The organism is Paracoccus sp. NIOT.M2S5SZ12 (assembly GCF_057748165.1).
The window spans coordinates 1-22,197 of the sequence record NZ_JBYLFR010000014.1 but is presented as its reverse complement, the minus strand read 5'-3'; the positions used below and the strand labels follow the sequence as shown (position 1 = coordinate 22,197).

The 22,197-nt window shown below is 61.2% G+C and carries 21 protein-coding genes and 2 pseudogenes; 6 read left to right on the top strand and 17 right to left on the bottom strand.

Features of this window, described 5'->3' with window-relative positions:
* Positions 1 to 561: 561 nt before the first annotated feature.
* Positions 562 to 2,925: a heavy metal translocating P-type ATPase gene (locus AC2SGK_RS13130; RefSeq protein WP_488323964.1), complete on the bottom strand. Its 2,364-nt coding sequence runs from the start codon at positions 2,923 to 2,925 to the stop codon at positions 562 to 564.
* Between the two features lie 100 nt (positions 2,926 to 3,025).
* Here AC2SGK_RS13130 and AC2SGK_RS13125 point away from each other — a divergent pair, with 100 nt between their 5' ends.
* The 5 genes from AC2SGK_RS13125 (at position 3,026) to AC2SGK_RS13105 (ending at position 4,976) form a co-directional block, all read left to right on the top strand.
* Positions 3,026 to 3,307 (top strand): metal-sensitive transcriptional regulator, encoded by a 282-nt coding sequence (locus AC2SGK_RS13125; protein ID WP_101459771.1) that lies wholly within the window; start codon positions 3,026 to 3,028, stop codon positions 3,305 to 3,307.
* Entirely contained in the window at positions 3,307 to 3,630 is a 324-nt protein-coding gene (locus AC2SGK_RS13120; RefSeq protein WP_488323963.1) for a hypothetical protein, read from the top strand. Before AC2SGK_RS13125 ends, AC2SGK_RS13120 begins: the two co-directional genes overlap by 1 nt.
* A 93-nt stretch (positions 3,631 to 3,723) precedes the next feature.
* Positions 3,724 to 4,203, top strand: a complete 480-nt coding sequence (locus tag AC2SGK_RS13115; protein ID WP_488323962.1) for a DUF411 domain-containing protein — start codon at positions 3,724 to 3,726, stop codon at positions 4,201 to 4,203.
* Positions 4,204 to 4,206: 3 nt separating this feature from the next.
* Positions 4,207 to 4,662, top strand: a complete 456-nt coding sequence (locus AC2SGK_RS13110; protein WP_488323961.1) for a c-type cytochrome — start codon at positions 4,207 to 4,209, stop codon at positions 4,660 to 4,662.
* Positions 4,663 to 4,703: 41 nt separating this feature from the next.
* Positions 4,704 to 4,976, top strand: coding sequence for a hypothetical protein (locus tag AC2SGK_RS13105; RefSeq protein WP_488323960.1), 273 nt, complete (start codon positions 4,704 to 4,706; stop codon positions 4,974 to 4,976).
* 27 nt (positions 4,977 to 5,003) lie between these two features.
* Here the strand turns inward: AC2SGK_RS13105 and AC2SGK_RS13100 are convergent, their stop codons facing one another.
* From AC2SGK_RS13100 to AC2SGK_RS13070, 7 genes and pseudogenes are all read right to left on the bottom strand, one after another.
* Positions 5,004 to 5,654: a L,D-transpeptidase gene (locus AC2SGK_RS13100; RefSeq protein WP_265502507.1), complete on the bottom strand. Its 651-nt coding sequence runs from the start codon at positions 5,652 to 5,654 to the stop codon at positions 5,004 to 5,006.
* 81 nt (positions 5,655 to 5,735) lie between these two features.
* A complete protein-coding gene (locus tag AC2SGK_RS13095; protein WP_010400332.1) occupies positions 5,736 to 6,188 on the bottom strand; it encodes a DUF305 domain-containing protein in 453 nt (150 codons plus the stop codon).
* Positions 6,189 to 6,281: 93 nt separating this feature from the next.
* Complete coding sequence (locus AC2SGK_RS13090) at positions 6,282 to 6,881, bottom strand: DsbA family protein (RefSeq protein ID WP_488323959.1); 600 nt, start codon at positions 6,879 to 6,881, stop codon at positions 6,282 to 6,284.
* 28 nt (positions 6,882 to 6,909) lie between these two features.
* Positions 6,910 to 8,406 carry a multicopper oxidase family protein gene (locus AC2SGK_RS13085; RefSeq protein ID WP_488323958.1) on the bottom strand — a complete coding sequence of 499 codons (1,497 nt, stop codon included), beginning with the start codon at positions 8,404 to 8,406 and terminating at the stop codon, positions 6,910 to 6,912.
* Between the two features lie 463 nt (positions 8,407 to 8,869).
* Positions 8,870 to 9,612, bottom strand: a pseudogene (locus AC2SGK_RS13080) (IS5 family transposase).
* A 78-nt stretch (positions 9,613 to 9,690) separates the two neighbouring features.
* Positions 9,691 to 11,286, bottom strand: coding sequence for a ThiF family adenylyltransferase (locus AC2SGK_RS13075; RefSeq protein ID WP_488323957.1), 1,596 nt, complete (start codon positions 11,284 to 11,286; stop codon positions 9,691 to 9,693).
* A 119-nt stretch (positions 11,287 to 11,405) separates the two neighbouring features.
* A complete protein-coding gene (locus tag AC2SGK_RS13070) occupies positions 11,406 to 12,617 on the bottom strand; it encodes a nucleotidyltransferase domain-containing protein (protein ID WP_488323956.1) in 1,212 nt (403 codons plus the stop codon).
* Positions 12,618 to 12,956: 339 nt separating this feature from the next.
* Here AC2SGK_RS13070 and AC2SGK_RS13065 point away from each other — a divergent pair, with 339 nt between their 5' ends.
* On the top strand, positions 12,957 to 13,520 hold the full coding sequence (locus AC2SGK_RS13065) for a hypothetical protein (protein ID WP_488323955.1): 564 nt from the start codon (positions 12,957 to 12,959) through the stop codon (positions 13,518 to 13,520).
* A 408-nt stretch (positions 13,521 to 13,928) separates the two neighbouring features.
* Here the strand turns inward: AC2SGK_RS13065 and AC2SGK_RS13060 are convergent, their stop codons facing one another.
* The 9 genes and pseudogenes from AC2SGK_RS13060 to AC2SGK_RS13020 form a co-directional block, all read right to left on the bottom strand.
* Positions 13,929 to 14,861, bottom strand: coding sequence for an IS5 family transposase (locus tag AC2SGK_RS13060; protein ID WP_488323954.1), 933 nt, complete (start codon positions 14,859 to 14,861; stop codon positions 13,929 to 13,931).
* A 176-nt stretch (positions 14,862 to 15,037) separates the two neighbouring features.
* Positions 15,038 to 15,780 (bottom strand): annotated as a pseudogene (locus AC2SGK_RS13055) (IS5 family transposase).
* Positions 15,781 to 15,929: 149 nt separating this feature from the next.
* The gene (locus AC2SGK_RS13050; RefSeq protein WP_488323953.1) at positions 15,930 to 16,484 is read right to left on the bottom strand and encodes an HGGxSTG domain-containing protein; all 555 of its coding nucleotides are present in this window, start codon (positions 16,482 to 16,484) and stop codon (positions 15,930 to 15,932) included.
* Positions 16,418 to 16,915: a hypothetical protein gene (locus AC2SGK_RS13045; RefSeq protein ID WP_488323952.1), complete on the bottom strand. Its 498-nt coding sequence runs from the start codon at positions 16,913 to 16,915 to the stop codon at positions 16,418 to 16,420. The genes AC2SGK_RS13050 and AC2SGK_RS13045 overlap by 67 nt, the downstream gene beginning before the upstream one ends.
* Before the next feature lie 19 nt (positions 16,916 to 16,934).
* Positions 16,935 to 17,726 (bottom strand): helix-turn-helix domain-containing protein, encoded by a 792-nt coding sequence (locus AC2SGK_RS13040; protein ID WP_488323951.1) that lies wholly within the window; start codon positions 17,724 to 17,726, stop codon positions 16,935 to 16,937.
* Entirely contained in the window at positions 17,726 to 19,120 is a 1,395-nt protein-coding gene (locus tag AC2SGK_RS13035) for a replicative DNA helicase (protein ID WP_488323950.1), read from the bottom strand. The genes AC2SGK_RS13040 and AC2SGK_RS13035 overlap by 1 nt, the downstream gene beginning before the upstream one ends.
* Positions 19,121 to 19,435: 315 nt before the next feature.
* The gene (locus AC2SGK_RS13030) at positions 19,436 to 19,621 is read right to left on the bottom strand and encodes a helix-turn-helix transcriptional regulator (RefSeq protein WP_488323949.1); all 186 of its coding nucleotides are present in this window, start codon (positions 19,619 to 19,621) and stop codon (positions 19,436 to 19,438) included.
* A 71-nt stretch (positions 19,622 to 19,692) separates the two neighbouring features.
* Complete coding sequence (locus tag AC2SGK_RS13025; protein WP_488323948.1) at positions 19,693 to 20,391, bottom strand: hypothetical protein; 699 nt, start codon at positions 20,389 to 20,391, stop codon at positions 19,693 to 19,695.
* A complete protein-coding gene (locus AC2SGK_RS13020; RefSeq protein WP_488323947.1) occupies positions 20,384 to 21,580 on the bottom strand; it encodes a tyrosine-type recombinase/integrase in 1,197 nt (398 codons plus the stop codon). Before AC2SGK_RS13020 ends, AC2SGK_RS13025 begins: the two co-directional genes overlap by 8 nt.
* Positions 21,581 to 22,197: the final 617 nt, after the last annotated feature.

Here is a 22,197-nt window from a genome sequence, read left to right as displayed (position 1 = left end):
CGGCTGCGCCGGGCGGTCACTATGTGGAGCTGGTGGGCGAGCTTGCCGGGATCCTTGGCATTGCGGAGGGCTCTGCGGGTGGCGGTTGTCCGGACATGCGAAAGCCCTCGCGTTTGGCGAGGGCTGGTCTTGGATCGCAGTCGGAAAGTCTGGTTGCGGGGGTAGGATTTGAACCTACGACCTTCAGGTTATGAGCCGATCAGAAGGGAAAATCAGAAACTGAACGATTTCATAGCCTTACGCGACAACTATTTGATTTCTGAAGATTTCCATTCCGTCATTCGACCGGATCAAGCGACATCGGGCGGCACAACACGCGCGAAAACTGCAGCCAAGGGTTGAGGTGGCGTTGAGGTAGACGATTTTCTCCAGCATCGCAAATCCGCAAGCAAAAGGAGGCCCACGCTTTGCCAGCAAGAAAAGGCTCCCTGAGAGGATGACTCACATTGCCAACGGTCGTCTTTAATGTAGTCGCCCTGAAGCAGGGGCGCGTAGCCTGTTTTCGAGTACCCTGATCGGGCTGAAACCGAAATTTCAAACCCACATGCCGCTCCCTCAACTCTAAAGCTTCACGCGTTTCAGCCGCAGCGCATTCGCGATGACCGAGACCGAGGACAGCGACATGGCCGCCGCCGCGATCATCGGCGATAGCAGCAGGCCAAAGACCGGATAGAGCATCCCTGCCGCCACCGGGATCCCGGCTGCGTTATAGATGAAAGCAAAGAACAGATTCTGTCGGATGTTGCGCATGGTGGCCACGGCAAGCTTGCGGGCGCGGACAAGGCCGGTCAGATCGCCGCCCAGCAGGGTCAGCCCGGCGCTTTCGACCGCCACATCGGCGCCGGTGCCCATGGCGATACCGACATCCGCCGCCGCAAGTGCGGGCGCGTCGTTCACACCGTCGCCGGCCATGGCGACCTTGTCCCCCTTGCCGCGCAGCCCGTCGATCAGATCCTTCTTGCCCTCGGGCAGCATTCCGGCGCGGACCTCGTCGATGCCCAGTCTTGATGCCACGGCCTGCGCCGTGCGTTCATTGTCGCCGGTTGCCATGATCACCTTGATGCCCAGATCGTGCAGGTCACGTATTGCCGCCTCGGCGGTGGGCTTGATCGGGTCGGCCACGGCGACCAGACCGGCCAGCCCGCCATCCAGCGCCACGAACATCGCCGTCTTGCCCTCGCCGCGCAGACGGTCGGCGGTGTCCTCTCCGGTGTCGCAGTCGATGCCAAGCGAGGTCATCAGCGCGTTATTGCCAAGCGCCACATCGCGGCCATCGACCTTGCCGATCACACCCTTGCCAGTGACGGCCTCGAACTCCTCGCCATTGCCAAGGCTCAGCCCGCGCGCCTTCGCACCCTCGACGATCGCCTCGGCCAGCGGGTGTTCGGATGCGCGTTCCAGTGCGGCGGCTGCGGCCAGCAACTCATCCTCGGACACGTCGCCGAAGCTGGTCACATCGGTCAGCGCGGGCTTGCCTTCGGTCAGCGTACCGGTCTTGTCGACGATCAGCGTATCCACATCGGCCATCAGTTCCAGTGCCTCGGCATTCTTGACCAGTACGCCGGCCTGCGCGCCGCGCCCCGCCGCCGTGGTGATGGAAATCGGCGTCGCCAGCCCAAGCGCACAGGGACAAGCGATGATCAGCACCGAAACCGCCGAGGCAATGGCGAAGACATAGGACGGGCTGGGGCCAAAGATCAGCCAGACGATAAAGGCCAGAACAGCGATCACCACGACCGCAGGCACGAAGATCGCGGACACCCGGTCGGCCACCCCCTGAATCGGCGCTTTGGAGCGTCGCGCGCCGGCCACCATCTGGACGACCTGCGACAGCACCGTATCGGCGCCAACATCGGTGGCGCGGATCGCCAGCGTGCCGTTCTTGTTGATCGTGCCGCCGGTCACGCGGTCGCCCTGCACCTTCTCGACCGGCACCGGCTCGCCCGTGATCATGCTTTCATCGACGGAAGAACGGCCCTCGACCACCTCGCCATCGACCGGCATGCTGTCGCCCGGCCGCACCCGCAACATGTCGCCCGCCATGATGTTTTCCAGCGGCGCATCATAATCGCTGCCATCAGGCAGGATGCGCCGCGCGGTCTTGGGTGCCAGATCCATCAGTGCCCGGATCGCATCGCCGGTGCGTTCGCGCGCGCGCAACTCAAGCACCTGCCCGACAAAGACCAGGGCGACGATCACCACCGCAGCCTCGTAATAGGTGCCGACCATGCCGCCCATTCGGTATTCCTCGGGAAAGATGCCCGGCAGGAAGGTGGCGAAGAGCGAATAGAGATAGGCCGCGCCGACCCCCAGCGAGATCAGCGTCCACATGTTCGGTGAGCGGTTTTTGAAGGAATCCAACCCGCGCTGAAAGAAGGGACGCGCCGCCCAGAGCACGATGGGCGTGGCCAGCAGGAACTCCAGCCAGATGGCGGTGCGGTGCCCGATCCAGTCGCGGACCGGAATGCCCACCATCTCGCCCATCGTCAGGATCAACAACGGCACCGCAGCGGCCACGCTGACCCACAGCCTGCGGGTGAAATCGGTCAGTTCATGGCTGGGTTCATCCGAGGGAATCATCGGCTCCAAGGCCATGCCGCAGATCGGGCAGGCGCCGGGTTCGTCGCGGACGATCTCGGGATGCATCGGGCAGGTCCATTGCGTGCCCGCCGGGGCGGTTTTTTCGACCTTGGCCGCCGCGCCCGAGGCGTAGAACCACGGATCGCCGTCGAATTTCGACTGGCACCCGTCCGAGCAGAAATAGAAGGTCTGTCCCTCATAGTCGCGGTGCCGGGCCTCGGGCTTTATCTTCACCTGCATCCCGCAAACCGGATCGATGGCCTTGCCAGAATCAGCCTGTGCCTGTGCGCCACCGTGTGTCCCGTGATCGTGATGCCCATGCGAATGATCGTGCTTGTGGTCCATGACTCTCTCCCGGCAGATACCTATAGGGGGTATATCAGACTTGCTCTATACCCCTTTAGGGTATAGCACAAGCCGCAGATGTTGAAGTTCGGAGCCCTCCTTGGCGCATGACAAGCAGAACCGAGACGCGATCCTGAAGCGGCTTTCCCGCCTGAACGGTCAGGTGCAGGGCGTCTCGCGCATGGTCGAGGATGGGCGCTATTGCGTCGACATCCTGAACCAGACCGCCGCCATCCGGTCTGCCCTGCGCGGCGTCGAACGCTTGCTGATCGAGGATCACGCCCGAAGCTGCATGGAAGACGCGATCCAATCCGGCGATCAGGACCGTCAGCGGGTGATGTTCCGCGAGGTCGTCGAACTGATGGAAAAGGTGCGCGACTGATGCGGTTCCTGCTGTCGGCACTGCTTGCCGTCATGCTGGCGGTGACGATGCCACTGGCCCTGACCGGCGCCGCCTCGGCGGAGGCATCGTCGATGGCCTCGATGGCCGAAACATCCGCGTCGCCAGTCGCGCATGAATGCTGCACCACGCAGCCGGATTCTCCACATGGCGACTGTGCGGCCTGTGCCGCCATCGGCAATGCCGAAATCACGCCCAACGCGGCCCGCTTGCCACGCCGAATCCGACACTTTCCCCCGCTGCAAGATATGAAATCCGCCAGGCCGCGCTTGCCGCGGCCCCCTCCGCGATCCGCTGCTCTCTGACGCCAAATGGCCCGAGGGGCCACAAGCCGATCAACTGCGCCATGACAGGGATGAATGACCCTACGGCGCGCAACATCCTGAAGGACATCAGATATGAGCAATCATCACTTCTCGCGTCGCGGGGCGATCCTTGCGGTCGCGGCGATACTGTCGACAGCCTCCACCCTTGCCTTTGCCGCCATCGGTTCGGACGAAAAGCCGAACCTGCTGAGTGTCACCAAGGACCCCGGCTGCGGCTGCTGCGGCGCTTGGGCCGATCTGGCCATCGAGGCGGGGTTCGAGGTGGAGATCACTGAGGCCAGCGACTATGTCGGCATGAAGCGCGACGCCGCTGTGCCCGAAAACCTGTGGTCCTGCCACACGACCCGGATCAGCGGCTATATCGTCGAGGGCCATGTGCCCTTCGCGGCCATAAGGCAGCTTCTGGAACAGCGCCCCGACATTAACGGGATCGCCGTGCCGGGGATGCCCGCCGGCTCGCCGGGCATGGGCGGCGGGGTCGAGGCCACCGCCGAGGTCATCGCCTGGGGTGGCATTGCCGGCGACGGACGCGCCTTCCCGCTGGACGGGTAACAGATGACGCGCAACGCACTCATCCTCATCGCGGCGGTCGGTCTGGCCGCTGCGATCCTGATCCTCTGGCGCGGCAGCGCGGCGACGGAGGCAGCCGTGCAGGATCAGGCCGTGATCGCGCTTGGCCAGCGGCTCTACGCTGAAAACTGCGCCAGTTGCCACGGCGCCGATCTGGAGGGTCAGCCGGACTGGCAGACCCCGCTGGCAAATGGCCGCTATCCGGCCCCCCCGCATGACGAGACCGGCCACACATGGCATCACGCCGACGCGCTTCTGGAACAGATCGTCCGTAACGGCACCGCCGCCGTGGTCGGCGATGGGTATGAAAGCGACATGCCCGGTTTCGGCGATGTCATGGGTGACGCCGAAATCGGCGCCATTCTGACCTATATCAAATCCACTTGGCCCGAACGGGAGCGCGCAATCCAGAGCCGAATTACCAAAGACAGCGCGCCGTGACACCCCGGCGCGACACCACCCACCGACCCAAGGAGTTTCCCATGCAGAATAGAACCGCCGTCATCGCCCTGACGCTGTTCGTCCTTGCCGGGTGCACGGCGCAAACGACCGGCACCGCCGTCGAGGAGGCCTCGCCCTATCCAATCCCGAACGAGGTCGTCGCCATCGCCGGCTCCAATCAGGACCTGACCACGGCCCGGCTGGACCCGGCGGATGACTGCTATTGGTATTACCACGCCGGGCCGGTCGAAACGACGCTGGTGCCGCTGCGCGCCGCGAATGGCAACCATATCTGCAACGCGCGTACGTCCTGACGCCCGGCCTCGCCAGAGGGCGACCGTTCAGCTGATGGCCGTCACGCTGCCCACCGGCGAATAGAGATAGGCGGTCGCGCCGATCTGGACGCGTGGATAGAGTCCGTTGATATGGGCCATGACCATGCGGACGCAGCCGGAACTGGCGCGGCTGCCGATCGAGGTCGGAAACGGCGTGCCGTGAATGCGCAGATAGGTGTCGCGCTCGCCGAGATAGAGATAAAGCGCCCGTGACCCGAGCGCATTCCGGGGACCGGGCTCCATGCCGTTTTCATACTGCGCATAGACCTCGGGTTCGCGCTCGATCATGTTCCTTGTCGGGGTCCAGTGCGGCCATTCGGCCTTGCGCTTTATTGTATAGGTCCCCGGCTCGTAAAGATCGCCCCGGCCGATGGCCACGCCGTAACGCATCGCCGTGCCGCCCTCTTCGATGTGGTAGAGGTATCGGGCCACGGCATCGACATGGATATCGCCCGGCACCAGACCGTCATTCGCGACAATCCGCTGCGGCAGGAAACGCTGGTGCAGGCCCCAAGGATTGGGGCCGCCGGCTTCCACCTCGGCATCCCAGGCGGCCTTCTGCGCCGCGTCGGGCCAGGTCGAGGCCATAAGCGGGCTGGCGGCGGAGGCCGCGAACAGCGCCGTCGTCGTTCGGATGAAATGTCTGCGTGTCAGCATGTGATTGCTCCTCGTAATGGTTGTACCTTCAGATGAATGCGGCAAGCGCAGCGGGATCCGCGATTGCCGAACCGTATCGCATCAGCGCCCATCGACCTCGGGCGTCGCCGCTGGCCCGCCTTCCAGATCGGCGATCAGCGCCTTCATCTCCGCGATTTCCAGCGTCTGGGCCTCGATGATGCTGTCCGCCAGCGCCCGCACGCGAGGATCCGAGATATCCGCGCGGGTGGATGTCAGGATCGCAATCGAGTGATGCGGAATCATCGCCTTCATCCAGGCGGTATCATCGACCGTTGCCTGACTGCGAACCAGAAACAGGCCGAGGGCAAAGGCCAGAATTGAAAGGCCTGCGACGGTCATATTGGCGCGCTGGTTGCGATACATCCCAAGCATGAAGGCCAGCATGATCAGCGCCATGGCGCCGCCCATGTAAAGCGCCATCCACATCCGGGTCTGGCTGAAAAAGACATGATCCATCGCCCAGGTGTTCAGATACATCAGCCCGAACATGATCACCGTCGAGGTAGCGATCATCGCCGCAAAACGGCCATAGCTTCCGCCGCTCTGGCTTCCGTGGCTATTGTGTCGATCAGAATTATCCAAAGCGTTGTCCTTTCGTGAAATGCTTCAATTGCCACGCGAGGCCGCAACCAGTTCGGCCAGTTCCGTTGATGAAATGGCGCCAAAGCGCGAATCCGATCCGGCGATGAAGGTGGGTGTGCCGACAAGCCCCATCGCCTCGGCCAGCGCATTGGACTGCTGGATATGTTGGGCAATCTCCGGGCCGTCCATATCGCGCTGCAACTGCTGAGTGTCTAAACCCATGGATCGCGCAACACGCAGGACGCTGGCCCTTTCGGCCCGGGGTTTCTGACTCATCAAGGCGCGATGAAAGTCGGCGTAGCGGCCCTGCTTGCGCGACGCCAGCGCCGCGCGGGCCGCGAAAACCGAACCCTCGCCAAAGACCGGCCATTCCCGCATCACCATCCGCAAGCCGGGATCGGCTCCTAACACGGCATCCACCACTGGCATCATCGCACGGCAGAACTGGCAGTTATAGTCGAAGAACTCGATCAGAGTCGCATCGCCGTCAGGATTGCCGAAGATCGGCGCATTCGCGTCATGTTCAAGCTGCCTGCGGAATTCGGGTGGAAGCGAATGACCAGCCCAAGATAGGCGCGGTGCGATGGCCATCGCCGAGGCGGTAAGGGCCAGGGTCAGGATCATGCGTCGCTGAAACATCATGTCACTCCCGTCACGCCGAGACAGCGAACGTCGTCATCATGCCGCTGGCAAGATGCGGCATGTGGTGACAATGCAGCATCCATTCCGCCGCCTTGCCCGCATCCAGCGCCACCGTGACCATCGACATGGGCGGCACATAGACCGTGTCGCGCAATGCACCGGAAAACCGTCTGCCATTGATCGCGACAACTTGGAAATGATGGCCATGCAGATGCATGGGATGGCCCATCATCGACATGTTGTGGAACATGATCTCGACCCGCTGGCCTGTTTTGGCCGTAACCGGAATCCGATCCTCGAACACGCGGTCGTTGATGGTCCAGCGATAGGGCTGCATCTGCCCGCCCAGCATCACCATGGGTGATGCATCGGCAACTCGTTCCGTCAGCGGAGCAACGGCCCGCAAGGCGGCTTCCTGTGCAAGGTCGATATCGAATGCAGGTGCGGCCTCGTCTGCCATTCCAAGCATGACCGGCACCTTGGCGCCAGCGGTCGCAAGGATAAGGCCGGTGCGCTCCTGCGCGCCTTCGCGCAGAGCAAGGATCGGCCATGCGCCGCCTCCGGTGGGCAGGTCAAGCTCGATATCCAGGCGCTGCCCCATGGCCAGACCAAAGCGCGTTCCTGGCAAGGGCTGCACCGGCTGGCCATCCACCGCAACAAGCCGACCCGGAACCTCGCCGCTGTCGAGCCAGAATACCGTGGCCGCAGCCCCGTTGATGACCCGCAGCAGGACCCGGCCACCCTTTTCTACCCGCACAACTTCCGGGTCGCTCAAGGTGCGGTCATTCACCAGATAGGCATCGAAATCGAAGTCGTTCAGATCCATCTGCATCCCGGTCATGCCGGGCATGGACATGCCGCTCATTTCCGACATCACATTCATGGCCATGCCGCCCCCCATGTCATGACCGGCATGGGGATCGGCTGGTTGCGACATTTCGGCTTCGGCGGCCTCGTCATGCCCCTTTCCCGAGCGGATTTCGTCCAGCACCTCTTCCGGCGGGCGGAAGGAAAAGTCATGCAGGAACATGGTGACCTCTTGCCGATCAGCTCGCAGATCCTCGGGGCGGCGGACGATCAGGGGTGCGGCCAGCAACTGCATCTCCTGAATGGGCACATGGCTGTGCATCCAGTGCGTGCCTGCTGCGGCCTCAAAATCATAGGCACGCGTCTCTCTTGGCTGCAGCAGCGGCATCGGCATATCGGGAACGCCGTCCTGTGCGTTCGGCGGGATCTGTCCATGCCAATGAATGATCGTCGGCTCGGCCAGATCATTGGTCAGATCCAGCAAGAAACGCTGGCCGGGGTCCAGTGTCAGCCCGGGCGTTCCGTTGCCGTTGATCAGCCCGAAAACCGTGGCGGCGCGGCCATCGATGTCAAGCGTGCGCGTCGTTGCCTGCAATGCCAGCGCGGCTGGCTGCGCAAAGCCCGTGCGCGGGACGGCAAAAGCTGCGGCCATGGCAGCGGATGCGGTCAGAAAGCCGCGGCGATTCAGCGTGCATGTCATATGAGTAATCCATCAAACCCCGTGGGGCGAACAATGTTCGGCACCTTGAACAGGTGCGGCAAATCAGGTGTTCAGATGGATTTCGGAGGGCGGTATCCGGGGCCGACCAGACGGCCCTCACGTGTCACCGCTATAGAGTGCCATTTCAGCGAATGCTCGGTCTCAACAGGCGCAAGTTGCGCGGCAGCAAGCCAGAGCGTAGGTGTGCCGACACATACAATCGCACAGGCATCGGTCATATCGTGCCGAGAAGGCTCTCCCGAATAACCGTGCTCATGCCCGGCTGTGTCGCCGGGATGGCTGATCGAAGCGACAACTTGATCGGTCGGCAGTCCGGCTGGGCCAGCACTTTGCCCATGCTGCGTCGCGCCCGCCAACACGAGCAGGACAACAAGCAGAGAACATATCGCGCGGCACATCATGTGGTTGAGTTGGAACCTATGAAACTAGGGCCTGTTGACGTTCACCGCAGCCGAATGATGGTTGCAGCGATGGCGACGAAGGCTGAGAAGCTGCTGTCTGTCTTGCAGCACCGCATGGCGATCCCTCTGTATTCCTTCAGTTTCCCGAAGAAGTTCTCGATCAGGTGACGCCACTTGTAGGTGTCGCGGTCGAACTCCGCCGGGAAGCGGCGGTTGGACTTTGGCGGGATTACTGCCTCGATCCCCTTCTCGGTTAGGGCGTCTCGCACCCAATCGGCATCAAACGCCCTGTCGGCGAGGAACTGGCCGCAGGTCAACCCTTCGAGCAGCGCTGCTGTTCCACGCAGATCGTGAGCCTGCCCCGGCAGCAGACGGAAATCGATCAGGTTGCCGAGTGCGTCGGCCAGGGCCATGATCTTGGTCGTCACGCCGCCGCGCGAGCGTCCGATGGCCTGGCTCTGAGTCCCCCTTTTGCGCCCTGTCCATGGCGGTGGACCTTGACGATAGTGCCGTCGATCATGGCGTATTCGAAGTCGGTGTCTTCGGCCAAGGCTCTGAATATCCTGTAGAAAGCATCCGCCTTAACCCATCTGCGGAACCGCTTGAACACCGAGTTCCATTTACCGAACTCCTCAGGCAGGTCACGCCACGGACAGCCCGTCCGGGCGATCCACAGCACCGCCTCGACGAAGAGCCGAGGGTCAGGGCCCGTGCGACCGGGATCACATTCCCGGCCAAGGCAGTGCGGGCCGATGAGCGCCCATTGCGGATCGGTCAAGGTCATGCGGATCAAGGTCACCTCCATTTGGCAACCTTGAATCACTTCGCGCTCAATATGGGAATCCTTAAACGTCAACAGACCCTAGGGAGGGCGATCTGCATCTTGGGCCTGCTTGGGGAAGAGAAGGGTCACAAGCTCTTTCAGCTTGACCTTGTCGAGGGACGATCCCGCGTCCCAGCCGTCCGTGCCGGTATAAGTAATTGGGTGGGTATCGAATGGGGCTGTGAATATCCAGCCTTCACCGAGGCCGACTGCATACGCCGGCGCGGGGAACTGGCTCCCGCCACCTCGAAGCGTGTCGATCGCCAGACGCGCGAGGTGACCGGCAATGACGGAAACGTCGGCATCGTCTGCGATCAACGGTGGTTGATCCTCCCGAAGGACGCCGTACTCCACCTGCCGAGAGGGCATCTCCCACTCAACGCCCTTATCGTCGCACCACGCCAAGATTTGGCGCCGCGCCACGTCAGGAGACGGATCGTGGCCGGGGCGGGACCGCGCAACTATTCCGCCGATCCCACCGCCGAACACCTCGCCCCAGACCATCGGCCGAACCTTAAATCGCGCAGCCGCCGCGGCGAGGCCGAAAACGGTCGGGTCCGCCGTGGCGTCGATGATTAGGTCACAGTTGGCTAGCGTTTCCAGCGCGGTGGCGGTCCAGTCGGAACTTTCTTGGCCGCCAAGGTTCACAATCTGCACCGTGACCTTCGCCTCGGGGGCAATTTCCAACAGCCGCGCTCGCAGTGCCTTGGCCTTGTGGGCCCCAACACTTCGCCAATCCAGTTCGTTCCTTACTAGGTTGCCAGGAGAGAGAATGTCGTCGTCAAATAGTTCGAGCTTCCGGGCACCCGATCGCACAAGCATTGCCGCTGTTCTCGATCCGAGTGACCCACATCCTATCAGCGCGATCCGCTTGTCGGCCAGCGCCGTGTTCGCTGTGGGCAGTCGTTGTTGGTCAGCATCGATAACAAACGTGGCGTAGCCGTAATGTCGGACGCCGCCGCCCGCCTTGCGGTACACCATCGCCAACCACGCGGTTGTATCATCTACAAGCAGGTAGGTGGCAGGCGGCCACGCCGGATATTCAATCGTGATACCCGCAGACTTTAGGAAAACCTCGAGGGTCTTTTCGGAGACCGGTCCCGGAAATCTCACCCCCCGAGGGACACGGATCGCGGTGCCTTTGTAGTTGGATGCCGTGAAGACCGGCTTGCTCCGCTTCCAAATCCGATCACCGTCCGGACCCAAGGCGGTCAAATGAGCCACCGCGGCCTCGCCATAATAGTGCTCGTCGACCTCAATCGGCTCCACGTGGCCATCACCCATGGCCTGGATCAGTCTCAGTGGTTCCTCGGGTATGACCAGCCTGAGATAGGTCCCTCGAAGACGCTGGCCTTCGGATACCGCGTGAGCAGACGGCACCCCGTGTCCCGCCAGCTCGGCGCTTTCTCCCACGAGGAGTCGATGGGCGCTTTCGATCATCATCGCGCCTGTCCAACTGAGCTCCCAGTTGTCGGGCCGAAATTCCAAGCAAAGTTCGCCTGATAGACCATATTGATGTCCGGATAGACGTTCGCCGTCTGCGTTGAACACCAATGGCGGGATGGAGGGGAAGAAGTCCGGGTAGTGCATCACAAGACGCCATCTGGAAGCGACTTCGACGATTTCGAAATCCAAGAGCAACTTCAGGCCGTCAAGGCGCCACCGTACGTTCTGGAGCCAGTCGGTGGACTGCTCCAGCCGAGCGATCGCAAGTCGCTCCAACAGGCCCCGGCCGGGATCCGAAACCCACCAAATCATATGCCACCGAACCCTGCCGGTTTGCCCGGAACACGCGCCTCCGCAGGGAAGGTTGGTACAGGAGCCGCTACGGACGCTGCAGTGGCAGGGCGCAGGAGCGATGGAGCGGGCTTTGGCGCCGCACGATCCCTAGCTCGCTCCGCTAGGCCACGACCGACGCGGGGGGCCAGAGAGTCGGTGATCACCTGACGGCTGGTCACTTGCGCTGCATAGAAAAAGTCTCGCCTGGCTGTTTCCAGCCATTCAAAGAACGCCGCCCGGCGTTCCGGATGATCGGCCCACTTGTCGGCGAAGTTCTCGAGGGGGTCAGACGGGTTTGGTATGTAGAACCGGACGCCATCGAGGCCGATGAAGCGGTCCATTTTGGTCAGGATCGAAATGAGGGCCTGGCCGATTGTTTCCTCGCCTTCGTATGCATAGGCAGACAGGGTCGTGAGGATCACCGAGATCGGTTTAACATCCTTGCGTTCCGCGAACATCTGATCGCGATGCCGCTTCAAAATCATGATCGCCTGTTGCAGCGGGGTGACAACCCGGTATTCGGGAATACTTTCAACGCTGGCTTGGGCCGCTTCGGCAAGCTTGCGGCGCTTGCGCGAGAAAGCCACAGCCATACGCGAACGGAACCAGTTGGCATAGCCCTTCGGGTTGGAACGAGGCCATTCGGTAGTGGGCTGATAAAACAGAGGGTGCCTGTTGTCCGTGATGGCGATCGCCGTGCCGGCCCACTGCGCGTCTAGCTGGCGACTCTCCAGCAACAACCTTGTAGACGCGCCACTTGGGAGCGCCGGCACGATATCCATGTGGAATTGGGCGCCATCGGCATATTCAAGCGTCCAACAACGACGGCCTTCGCCGAGCGGCTTCACCATTGCCTGTGCCGTGCGATACGCCTCGACCTCGACCCGAAGCAGTTCCTTGAGTGCATACTGGGTCAACTGTCCCCTCGTCAGGGTGGCCAACTCGCAAACCGAGTCGATGTCGTACTGGCCATTTTCGTCCTCGGGCTTGATGACCGTGCCCAACCGGAACGAACCCTGCGAGTAGACCTGCGGGTCGTACTGTTTCACCTTGGAAGCGTCGCGATGCAGCCACTTGCCTAGCGACTCGTACCGGGCGACCGCCTGCTCATATCTAGTAGGGGAGATCGTAATCTCGTCCGCGAGCGCCTCGAGGTAACCCTCAGCTTCTTTGGTAATGGCAACCATCGCGCCCTCTTCCTGCTGATCCAGTTATAAGCGCGACCACCGTTGCTTGCGCCGGAGGGCGCATATCGTCCGATGACTCGGATCGACTATGTCCCCGAGCCGGATCTGGTGCGTCGCGACAAACGAACCAGAATGATAGCGCCCCGCGGCCTTTAACCGCTAGTAACCCATATCTACGTTGGTGCAGAAAGCTGATCAAGGCGGCATGTTTGACGACTTGCCGGGAACAGAAACCCGATGCTTGGGTCATCAGGCCGGTAGAGATGATGCATCTGCGCTCGACCTAGACGACCCTTCATGCGTAAGGCTTGATGAAGCAAATCCGCCATCCATAGAGACATGGAGTTGCTCGCCTTACCTATAAAAAAGACGAATATCGCTACTATTACCGAGAGAAATATGGAACAACTAGACCTCATCATTCGGAAAGCCACGGCAGCTATTGATGCCATCTATTTCCAGTTACCTGTGGATGGCGGTGACCCTGTCTATCGCGAGCGGGTCTACTGCTACGAACTCTATCATCAGATGAGATCGTTCTGGCCACCAGAGGCTCAATTTTCCCTTAACGGCGAAGTCGATAAGCGAGCCCATCCTCAGTGGGCGCGGATTCAAGCTCGCATCGCCTCGCCCGACCTCTTAGTGCACACGCCCGGCCAAATGGCTGGCAATTATTGCGTTATTGAGGTCAAGCCAGGTAACGCACGCCGCGAGGGCATCAAAAAAGACCTTCTGACTCTATCACAGTTCCGGGATCGTGCGGGCTATGAGCGAGCGATCCTTTTATTCTACGGAGGCATTCCACAGGTGCTTGACGCAGTGATCGGGGGCGCAGGGCAACTGCCTGAGATCGAGTACTGGTTTCACCCGACGCATCTCACCCCCGCCGAGCGCTTTCGATAGCGCCTTTACACCCAAGGCCTTGGAGAGTCCGCGCCGCCCAACCTCAAGAGTTCATGCCCGCCTTGAGGGGCCAATGTCCCTTAGCTTGCCCATGTCCACTTCTGGGCTCAGACCGCCGATAGGGCAATGACCGGGGCGAGGCGCAAGGCGACGCACGTTTGGAGATGGCCATTTGACTGCTTTCGGCTGAGATCGGCCCTCTGCTGCGCCCTGCGTGAACGGCGGCTAAGGGCCTAGGCTGTGTGGAAACGCCAGCGCATGCCGGCGTCCAATGGCATCAGGCGCGACGACCTGGCTTGCGTTTACTGAATTGCAGAGAGATGGCAAGGAGCGGCGCTTTTCACGCCTTCAAAGGGCGTTGTTGCGTAACTCACGCCTGAGGCATGAGAGCCCCTTTCCCCTTCGTCTTCAGGCCACGCGGATGATTTCGGCCGTTCCGAGGGCCGAGAAGCGGTTCATCAGTGCGATGCGGATCTGGATCTCGGCAGTCTGGCGGTCTGGGTCTCTTGCGGCGATGCGTTCGCCAAAAGACTTGAGGCAATGCATCTTCGCCTCGATCCGGCTTCGGGCGTGGTATCCGGTCCAGCGCTTCCAGAACGCCCTCCCATAGAGCCGGGTGGCACGCAGGGTTTCGTTTCGCGCGATTGCGGCCAGGCATTCCTCTTTCCAGAGACGACCATTCTTGCGGATCGGTATGATCGGAATGGCCTGCCGGTCAATGATGGCGGTGTGGCAACGGCGCGTATCATAGGCGCCGTCGGCGGTCACGGTGCTGATCTCCTCATCTTCGTGGATCTGGTCAAGCAACTCCGGCAGCACAGGGCTGTCACCGCTGCTGCTGGGGGTGAACTCCACCGCCCGAACGTCCGAAGTGGCCGTGTCCATGGCCAGATGAACCTTGCGCCGCTGGCGTCGGCCCTGAACGCCGTGCTTGTGGGCCTGCCATTCGCCATCACCAAGAAACTTGATCCCGGTGCTGTCGATCAAGAGGTTCAGGGGGCCATCGGCACGGCGATACGGGATCTGGACGGCCAGCATCTTCTGGCGACGGCACAGGGTGGTGTAGTCGGGCACCGCCCAATTCAGGGTTGCCATCTTAAGCAGGCTGGCCACCATCCCGGTCGTTTGCCGGAGCGGCAGCCTGAACAGGACCTTGATGGTAAGACAAAACTGGATTGCTGCATCTGAGAATACCGCAGGGCGACCGGGACTTCCTTCATGCCGCGCGATCCAGGTCATCTCCTTGTCCAACCAGATCAACAGCGACCCGCGCTTGCGAAGCGAAGCTGTGTAGCTGGACCAGTTCGTCGTGCGGTAGCGGGCGGGGGTCGGCTTGCTCATGGTGCACGTATAAACGCATGGACTCACCATGTGAATCCTCGACGGTCAGGAATTCTGCAACAACGCCCACTGGATCTAATGACGTTTGCGGGTCCCGAGTGCTACAAGCGCTGTCTGTCAGAGTAGCATTCGGTTATTCGGTAGTAATGTTTCAGAGAACTAGGGCCTGTTGACGTTCACCGCAGCCGAATGATGGTTGCAGCGATGGCGACGAAGGCTGAGAAGCTGCTGTCTGTCTTGCAGCACCGCATGGCGATCCCTCTGTATTCCTTCAGTTTCCCGAAGAAGTTCTCGATCAGGTGACGCCACTTGTAGGTGTCGCGGTCGAACTCCGCCGGGAAGCGGCGGTTGGACTTTGGCGGGATTACTGCCTCGATCCCCTTCTCGGTTAGGGCGTCTCGCACCCAATCGGCATCAAACGCCCTGTCGGCGAGGAACTGGCCGCAGGTCAACCCTTCGAGCAGCGCTGCTGTTCCACGCAGATCGTGAGCCTGCCCCGGCAGCAGACGGAAATCGATCAGGTTGCCGAGTGCGTCGGCCAGGGCCATGATCTTGGTCGTCACGCCGCCGCGCGAGCGTCCGATGGCCTGGCTCTGAGTCCCCCTTTTGCGCCCTGTCCATGGCGGTGGACCTTGACGATAGTGCCGTCGATCATGGCGTATTCGAAGTCGGTGTCTTCGGCCAAGGCTCTGAATATCCTGTAGAAAGCATCCGCCTTAACCCATCTGCGGAACCGCTTGAACACCGAGTTCCATTTACCGAACTCCTCAGGCAGGTCACGCCACGGACAGCCCGTCCGGGCGATCCACAGCACCGCCTCGACGAAGAGCCGAGGGTCAGGGCCCGTGCGACCGGGATCACATTCCCGGCCAAGGCAGTGCGGGCCGATGAGCGCCCATTGCGGATCGGTCAAGGTCATGCGGATCAAGGTCACCTCCATTTGGCAACCTTGAATCACTTCGCGCTCAATATGGGAATCCTTAAACGTCAACAGACCCTAACACCCCATGTAGAGGACTGTGATCGCAAGGAATGGTAACGGTCTGATTACTGTTTAGCCCGGCAGCTTTATTTTCTTCGTTCCGAGCGCCATTTTGCCCAGCGCCTGCGCTGAGCCTCTGCAATCCGAGCTTTCCCTTCGGCAGTCTTTGCTCCCGTAGATTTGCCGCCGTGAAACTTGCAGCGCCGCTTTCCTGGCTCTGATCTCATGTGGCAAGCTGCGCCTTTGCGCGTCTTGGCCCCGCATCGTACCCGCCGGTTGGCCCTGATGGCCTTCATTCGATCTTCAACCGCCTGCAGCATTGCGAGCACTGCGGCATCTTGATGAGTTGTTCCATGCTGTTGCCGCTCTACGAAGGAGATCCTGACTGGAACGACCACGGGCCCATTCGGCAGGGCCAGCACCTGGGCCATACGTTCTACGGCCCAAGCGCTGCGTTCCACTTCTCGTTTGCATTCCCAATAGCTGACGGCATGGCGGCCTATGCCAACACGTCCAGCCAGTTCGGTCTGCGACAAACCTGCGGCCTTACGAATGGCCGCCAGTTCAGCCCCGGTCACGCGGCACCCCCTTGCACCTTCCAGCGCCCCGACCGCCCGTATCGGCCATCGCGGATAACCCATCCGTAGACCAGCCGCCTAGCCGGGCCGTGCCGGTCCCATGCTCGAAGCTGCCGCCATTCGTCCAGCCGCAAATCGCGACGCGTCCATGTGTGGCAATAGTTATCGGGCACTTGCAGCGTCGAGGGGGGGAGGGCGGCATCTGAAACTGCGCATAGGCGGACACGATAGTGGTTCAGGGCGGCGAAATGCCTCCATCGGATCTTGTCTGAGCTGCTCTCGAAATGGCCCGCGCTGAGGGCGGCGAGGCGTGCCAGGATGTTTTCAGTCTCAACCTTGGCAGCGTTGCGTTGCCGGCTCATGCCGTACCTTATCATCTCGATCAGGATCCGCTTGAGGGTGGCGAATAAGACGCTCAGATGCTGCGCGATCTGCGGCTGGATCGCGCCTCGGGCTTTGAGCTTGTTCAAGTCGAGCACCTCGGTCTCGGTCAAGATCGGATCAACGGACAATTCAGCCTCCCAGGATGACACGGCGGCGCGCTGCGCGCTGCTCGAGGGTGGTCTTGGGTGATGAAGTGGTCTTGTCGTGCGGGGTGCCCTTGGCGCGAACCAAGCCTGCCATGCCGGTTGTAAAATATCGCCAGCTAGACGGGATAAACTCGGGGTCTTTGATCCGGGCCCTGGCGAGCATGTCGCGGATGACGCCGTCCTGCTGCGCTTCGGACAGGCCCATTTCGTCCCAGCGTTTGGCCTCGGCCAAGTCGACGGTCGTGCCGGTGAAGCGTAGCCCCTTGGTGACGCCGCTCGTGTCGCATCCGATGATGGTCAGGATTTTCTCTCGTCGCGTACGCGCTGCGTCGTCATGTGCTGATGATGACATATTCTTGACTGGTTTATTGATATATTCGGGTGCATCTGCTGCGGGGTTTTCGCGCATTGAATGCGGGGTTTCGCGCATTTGCTGCGGATTTTCGTTGTCACAAACGGTGTTTTTGCTGCTGGGTTTTTCCTCCTTGAGGGGTGCATCTCCTGCGGGGTTCAAGGCGCTCGGAATGATGGTGTAGTGGCTCGCCCCGCCGCGGCCGCCTCCGGTCCTGACGACCAGCGCGCCGCGTGCTTGGAGGCGCTTAATCGCAGTCTGAACGGCACGCTCTTTGTAGCGGGACAGCCGGCAGATGCGTGCGATGGATGGGTAACACGACCAGTGTTGATCGGTGTGAGATGCTAGGGCGATCAGCACGGCGATCTCCGTCGGATCGGTGATCGCGCTGGCGAGAACCATTTCGACGTGCTTGTAGCCCATCACTCCCCCCAGACGCTGTTGGTGGACAGGGCGCACATGCAGCGCGCCGTGCCGATGCTGCCCATGCGTTGCTTCGAGACGATGATTTCGAGGACACCTCGCGCCTTGTTCATGGTGAGTTGCCAGTCGGCCATGTCGTCCTGATCAGAGGGGTCGGGCTGTTCCTGCTGCATGTAGTATTCCGGCCGGTAGCAGAACAGCACGTTGTCGGCGTCCTGCTCAAGCTGTCCGGACTCGCGCAGATCGGACAGGACCGGGCGCTTGTCGTCACGGCTCTCGATGCTGCGGGACAGCTGGGACAGCGCGAGAACCGGGATGTTAAGCGCCATCGCCGTGCCCTTGAGCGCGAGGCTGATTTCAGTGACCTGCTGATAGCGGTCGCGCCCCTTGGCCTTCAGAAGCTGAGCATAGTCCACGATCAGGAGGCGCAGGTTATCTTTGGCACGGACGATCTGACGCACGCCGCCAACCAGCGCGTTTACGTCGCTGTAAGACCGCGACAAGAAAGTGATCGGAAGCTGCGCCACGTCCTGCGCGCATTCGACCACGGCGCGCATCTCTTCCTCGCTCATGTCGCCGCGCCGCATGGCCTGATACGGGACTGCGCGTCCTGCATTGGCGGTTGCCTCGGACAGGGCGCGCTGGGCCATTGCGGCGGGCGTCATCTCAAGGGACGCGATGGCGACGCCATGCCCGGCCCGTGCCGCGTTTAGGGCCATGGTAAGCGCGACGGCCGACTTGCCCATGGCGGGCCGCCCTCCCAAAAGCGTCAGCTCGCCCGGATAGAGGCCGGGGATGATGGCGTCGAGGGGAGGGATGCCAAAGCTGACGGCGGCGCTCGTCTCGCCGCGATATGCCTCGTTGGCGAGTGCGACGGCCTCATTGACGGCGGCCAACATAGACGTGGGCCGGTCGGCGGCGACGGCCATGGAATGCGCGACCAGCGCGCCTTCAAGGCAGTTTGCGATGTCAGTCGCCGACAGATCGCCGCGCGCCAGATCGGCCTGCGCCTCAGTCAGCGCGACCTGAAGCGACCGCTTGCGGGCGTATTCGACCAGCATGTCGGCCAAGCTGGTCACCGCCGGGGCGGTCGTGTAAATCGCGTAGCCGGCCAGTCGCGCGAGATAGGAGGGGCCGCCGACCGACTCCAAGCACTCGGATCCCTCGAACATCGCCTTTATGGTGACCGGGCTGACCAGTTCGCCCGCCTTATAGCGCGTCTCGATGGCGTGATAGATTTCGACATGAGCATCGGCAGCAAACAGTGTGGCACCGCCGCGCCGCATCACGATCGGGACCAACTTGTCGGCCATGATGAGCGCACCAAGCACTTGCTGCTCGGCCTCGACATTATGGAAAGCTGCGTCGCGCGGAATGGGGGTCACGGCGGTCATTGGCGGGCCTCAATCGCCTTCATAAGCAAATTGCCAGTCAGCTCCCTGATGTGTTTCCAAGGGTCAGGTTGCGGGGCGTGATGCAAGACCGCTCCGCGGCGAGCGCAGGTAGGTGCAGCAGATGTCTGATCAATGGTGTATTGGGTCATGTCCGCACCATCCGGTGCCATGCCCGCGACTTTTGCGATCATGTAGACAGTCGCCTTGTCCATATGTTGCCTCATGACTTGCGGCCATGGCTGCTGGGCAATACATTTCAAAGCGATCAAACGATGAAATGAACGCGCCGCCGCCCTAGACCGGGTGGCGGCTTTCTTATGCCGAGTTGGTGGGGCGGCTGTTCAACCAGTTGGCAATGGCAGTTTCCGGCCACGCCACCGCTTTGCCGGTCAGCTTCACCGGGCGCGGGAACAGCCCCTTGCTCATCAGGTCGTAGATCGTGCTGCGGCTTAAGCCGGTGATCTCTTCAACGGCGCGGCGGCGGTAGTGTTTCTGGGCCATGTCGGCTTTCCTCTGCATGTCTAAGTACATGCAAGTCTTCCAACATCTGTGCCGGCACGTCGTCGGACTCCTTAAGCCTGACTAGAGTCCGACAGGACCTTCAACAATCGCTGGGCTAAGTCGTTTGCGAGCTCGGTGCCCGCGGCACTGGCCTTCAATCCAGTTCGACCTCGCCAGATTTTTGCAACAGCATCGTAGGAGACGTTCTGGCCACATCGCGCCAATGACTCGACGACCACATCGCTGGCGCATGTCGATGTGTGGAGCTTACCCCGGTACGGGGTAAAGCCGATCTCTTCGAGTTTTGTAATAGCATTGCAGATCGCGTTATCACGGAAGTAATTGGCGTTAGTGTGATGGCCCCGTGGCCTAGCTGGTGGCTTTCTTGACCCAAGATAGGTCTGCAGCTGCCAATCTCTCAATGCGGGTAAATGGCGAAGGAAGACTGGGTTCAAAGCCAGGTACGCCAACTCTTGGTAGCTGTAGAAGTCGGTTGCCGCCTTTTCAATTAGTTGCTCGACGGTCTCATTCGTGACCTCCGCTTGTTCGGAGCGCATAAGCATCGGCAACACTTCAACAAACGATTGACCAACCTGCCTCTTCGGCCGGGCGGCCAACGCTTGCTCAAGCATGGGAGTGACGGCGCAAACGGCGCGTTGGAAATATCCCTTCTCACCGAACCTGATTTCGCGAAAGGCCGCCTCTCTGGCGTCTCTGCGCGCAAGCCAGTCGACCATCACTGCGCGTAAAGCATCATCCGTCTCAGCCACCAGCCTGTTCCTTTGCCTGCGTCTCCAGCAGGTAGGCTGCCCAAGCGTCCATCATCTCGCGCCGCTTATCGAACACATCGCTTCGCGCATATGCCCTTGAGGAGCTATCTCCAGTCTGGTGCGCAAGTGCTGCCTCAGCCACCTCATGTGGAAAATCAGTACGGTCCTGTACCCATGTTCTGAAGGATGTGCGGAACCCATGAACATCAGCGTTGAAGCCCAGTTCCTTCACGAGCTTGGATAGCGTCATGTCTGACAGAGGACGGCCAGACTTGGTCCCCGGGAACACGAGTCCGGACCCGTTACCCAGCGCTGCGGCCTCGTGCAGCAGTGCTACGGCACGCAGGGACAGCGGCACCCGATGGAGACGTTTCATTTTCATTCGAGCTGCTGGGATTTCCCAGACCTTCGTAGCTAAGTCGATCTCTTCCCAGCGGGCTTCACGGACTTCGCCAGAGCGGGCGGCGGTCAGGACCAATAACTCGAAGGCCAGCTTTGTCACCCTCCCGGCCTTCGATTGGTTTACCGCATTGATACAGCGCGCAACGTCACCATAGGGCAGCGCCTTGCGGTGTTCCTGTTTCTTGGACACTTTGGGTAACGACTGGCTTATATTTTCGGCAGGATTGTCTTGTCGCCAGCCTTGGCCAATCGCCCATTTCATTACTGTACCGATACGCTGTCTCACGCGGCGGGCCGTTTCGGGCTTTTCGGTCCAGATTGGCATCAGCACGGCCAGCACATCCGCCGTCGTTAGCTCTGGTACCTTCAACTTGCCCAGCCGGGGGAAGACGTAGGTTTCTAACGTGGTGATGAATTGCGCTGCGTGTTTTTCGTTTCTCCAAGTCGGCTTGTGAAGCGCATGAACTTCGCGGGCGGCATCCTCGAAAGTCAGAACGGCCCGCGCCTCGCGCTTGGCTTGAAGCGGGTCGCCCCCTGCACGGGCAAGCTTTCGGTTCTCTAGTGCTTTCGCTCGCGCCTCGGCCAGCGTTACCAGCGACGGCGAACCTAGGCCAAGCTCGCATCGTTTGTTTCGAATGGTGATGCGCTGCACCCAAAAGCGGGAGCCGTTGGCATCGACGCGAAGGTACAGGCCATGCCCGTCGAAATACTTACCTGGAGTGGTTGCATTGCGTACCGCCTGCGCCGTCAGTACCTTCTCTGGCCTGCGCGTCAAATAATCTCCCATCTCTTCCGCCGTTCCTTCCCCCATTGTGGGCGGGAGTAGCGCGGACTACGCTGGAACACAAGGAGCATGAGAAGCAGTTATCATGCTGGAAATGCAATACCATCGAGAACTGTGGGGACTCTGCCGGAAGAAGCTTTGGCGGACTCTCGCTCCGCCACTTGCCGCCGCGAAAGCGTTCTCCCGATCCGGCTGCCGCCGGATTTTTCCGTTGTTTTCGTGGGTTATGCGAGATGGGCTGAGCACCGGCATGGGTGCCGGGAGGCCCGGAAACGGTCTCTCAGGGCCGATATTCTCCGGACCTGTTGACTGCGCGGATTTGGTGAATTCTTCTCATCATATTGATTTTAATTGAAAAACCGTCGGTGCGAGCTGAACACTTCGATGCCGGTGGCGCGGTCGGTTACGCGACCCGGATCAAACCTTCGCCAATCACCGCAGCTTGCAGGTGCTTCGACTGCAGCGGAGACCCGGCGCGGCCTCCTGTTGCCGCGCGCCAGCTTTCGGACAGCGGTGCACTAGCTTTCGGACGAAAATTTTTCATCCGCTGCAGTTGCCCCGTCAGGATTTGCGTGCCTGATCACCTGGCGTTAGCACTCCTGACACCTGTTCTCTGCCTT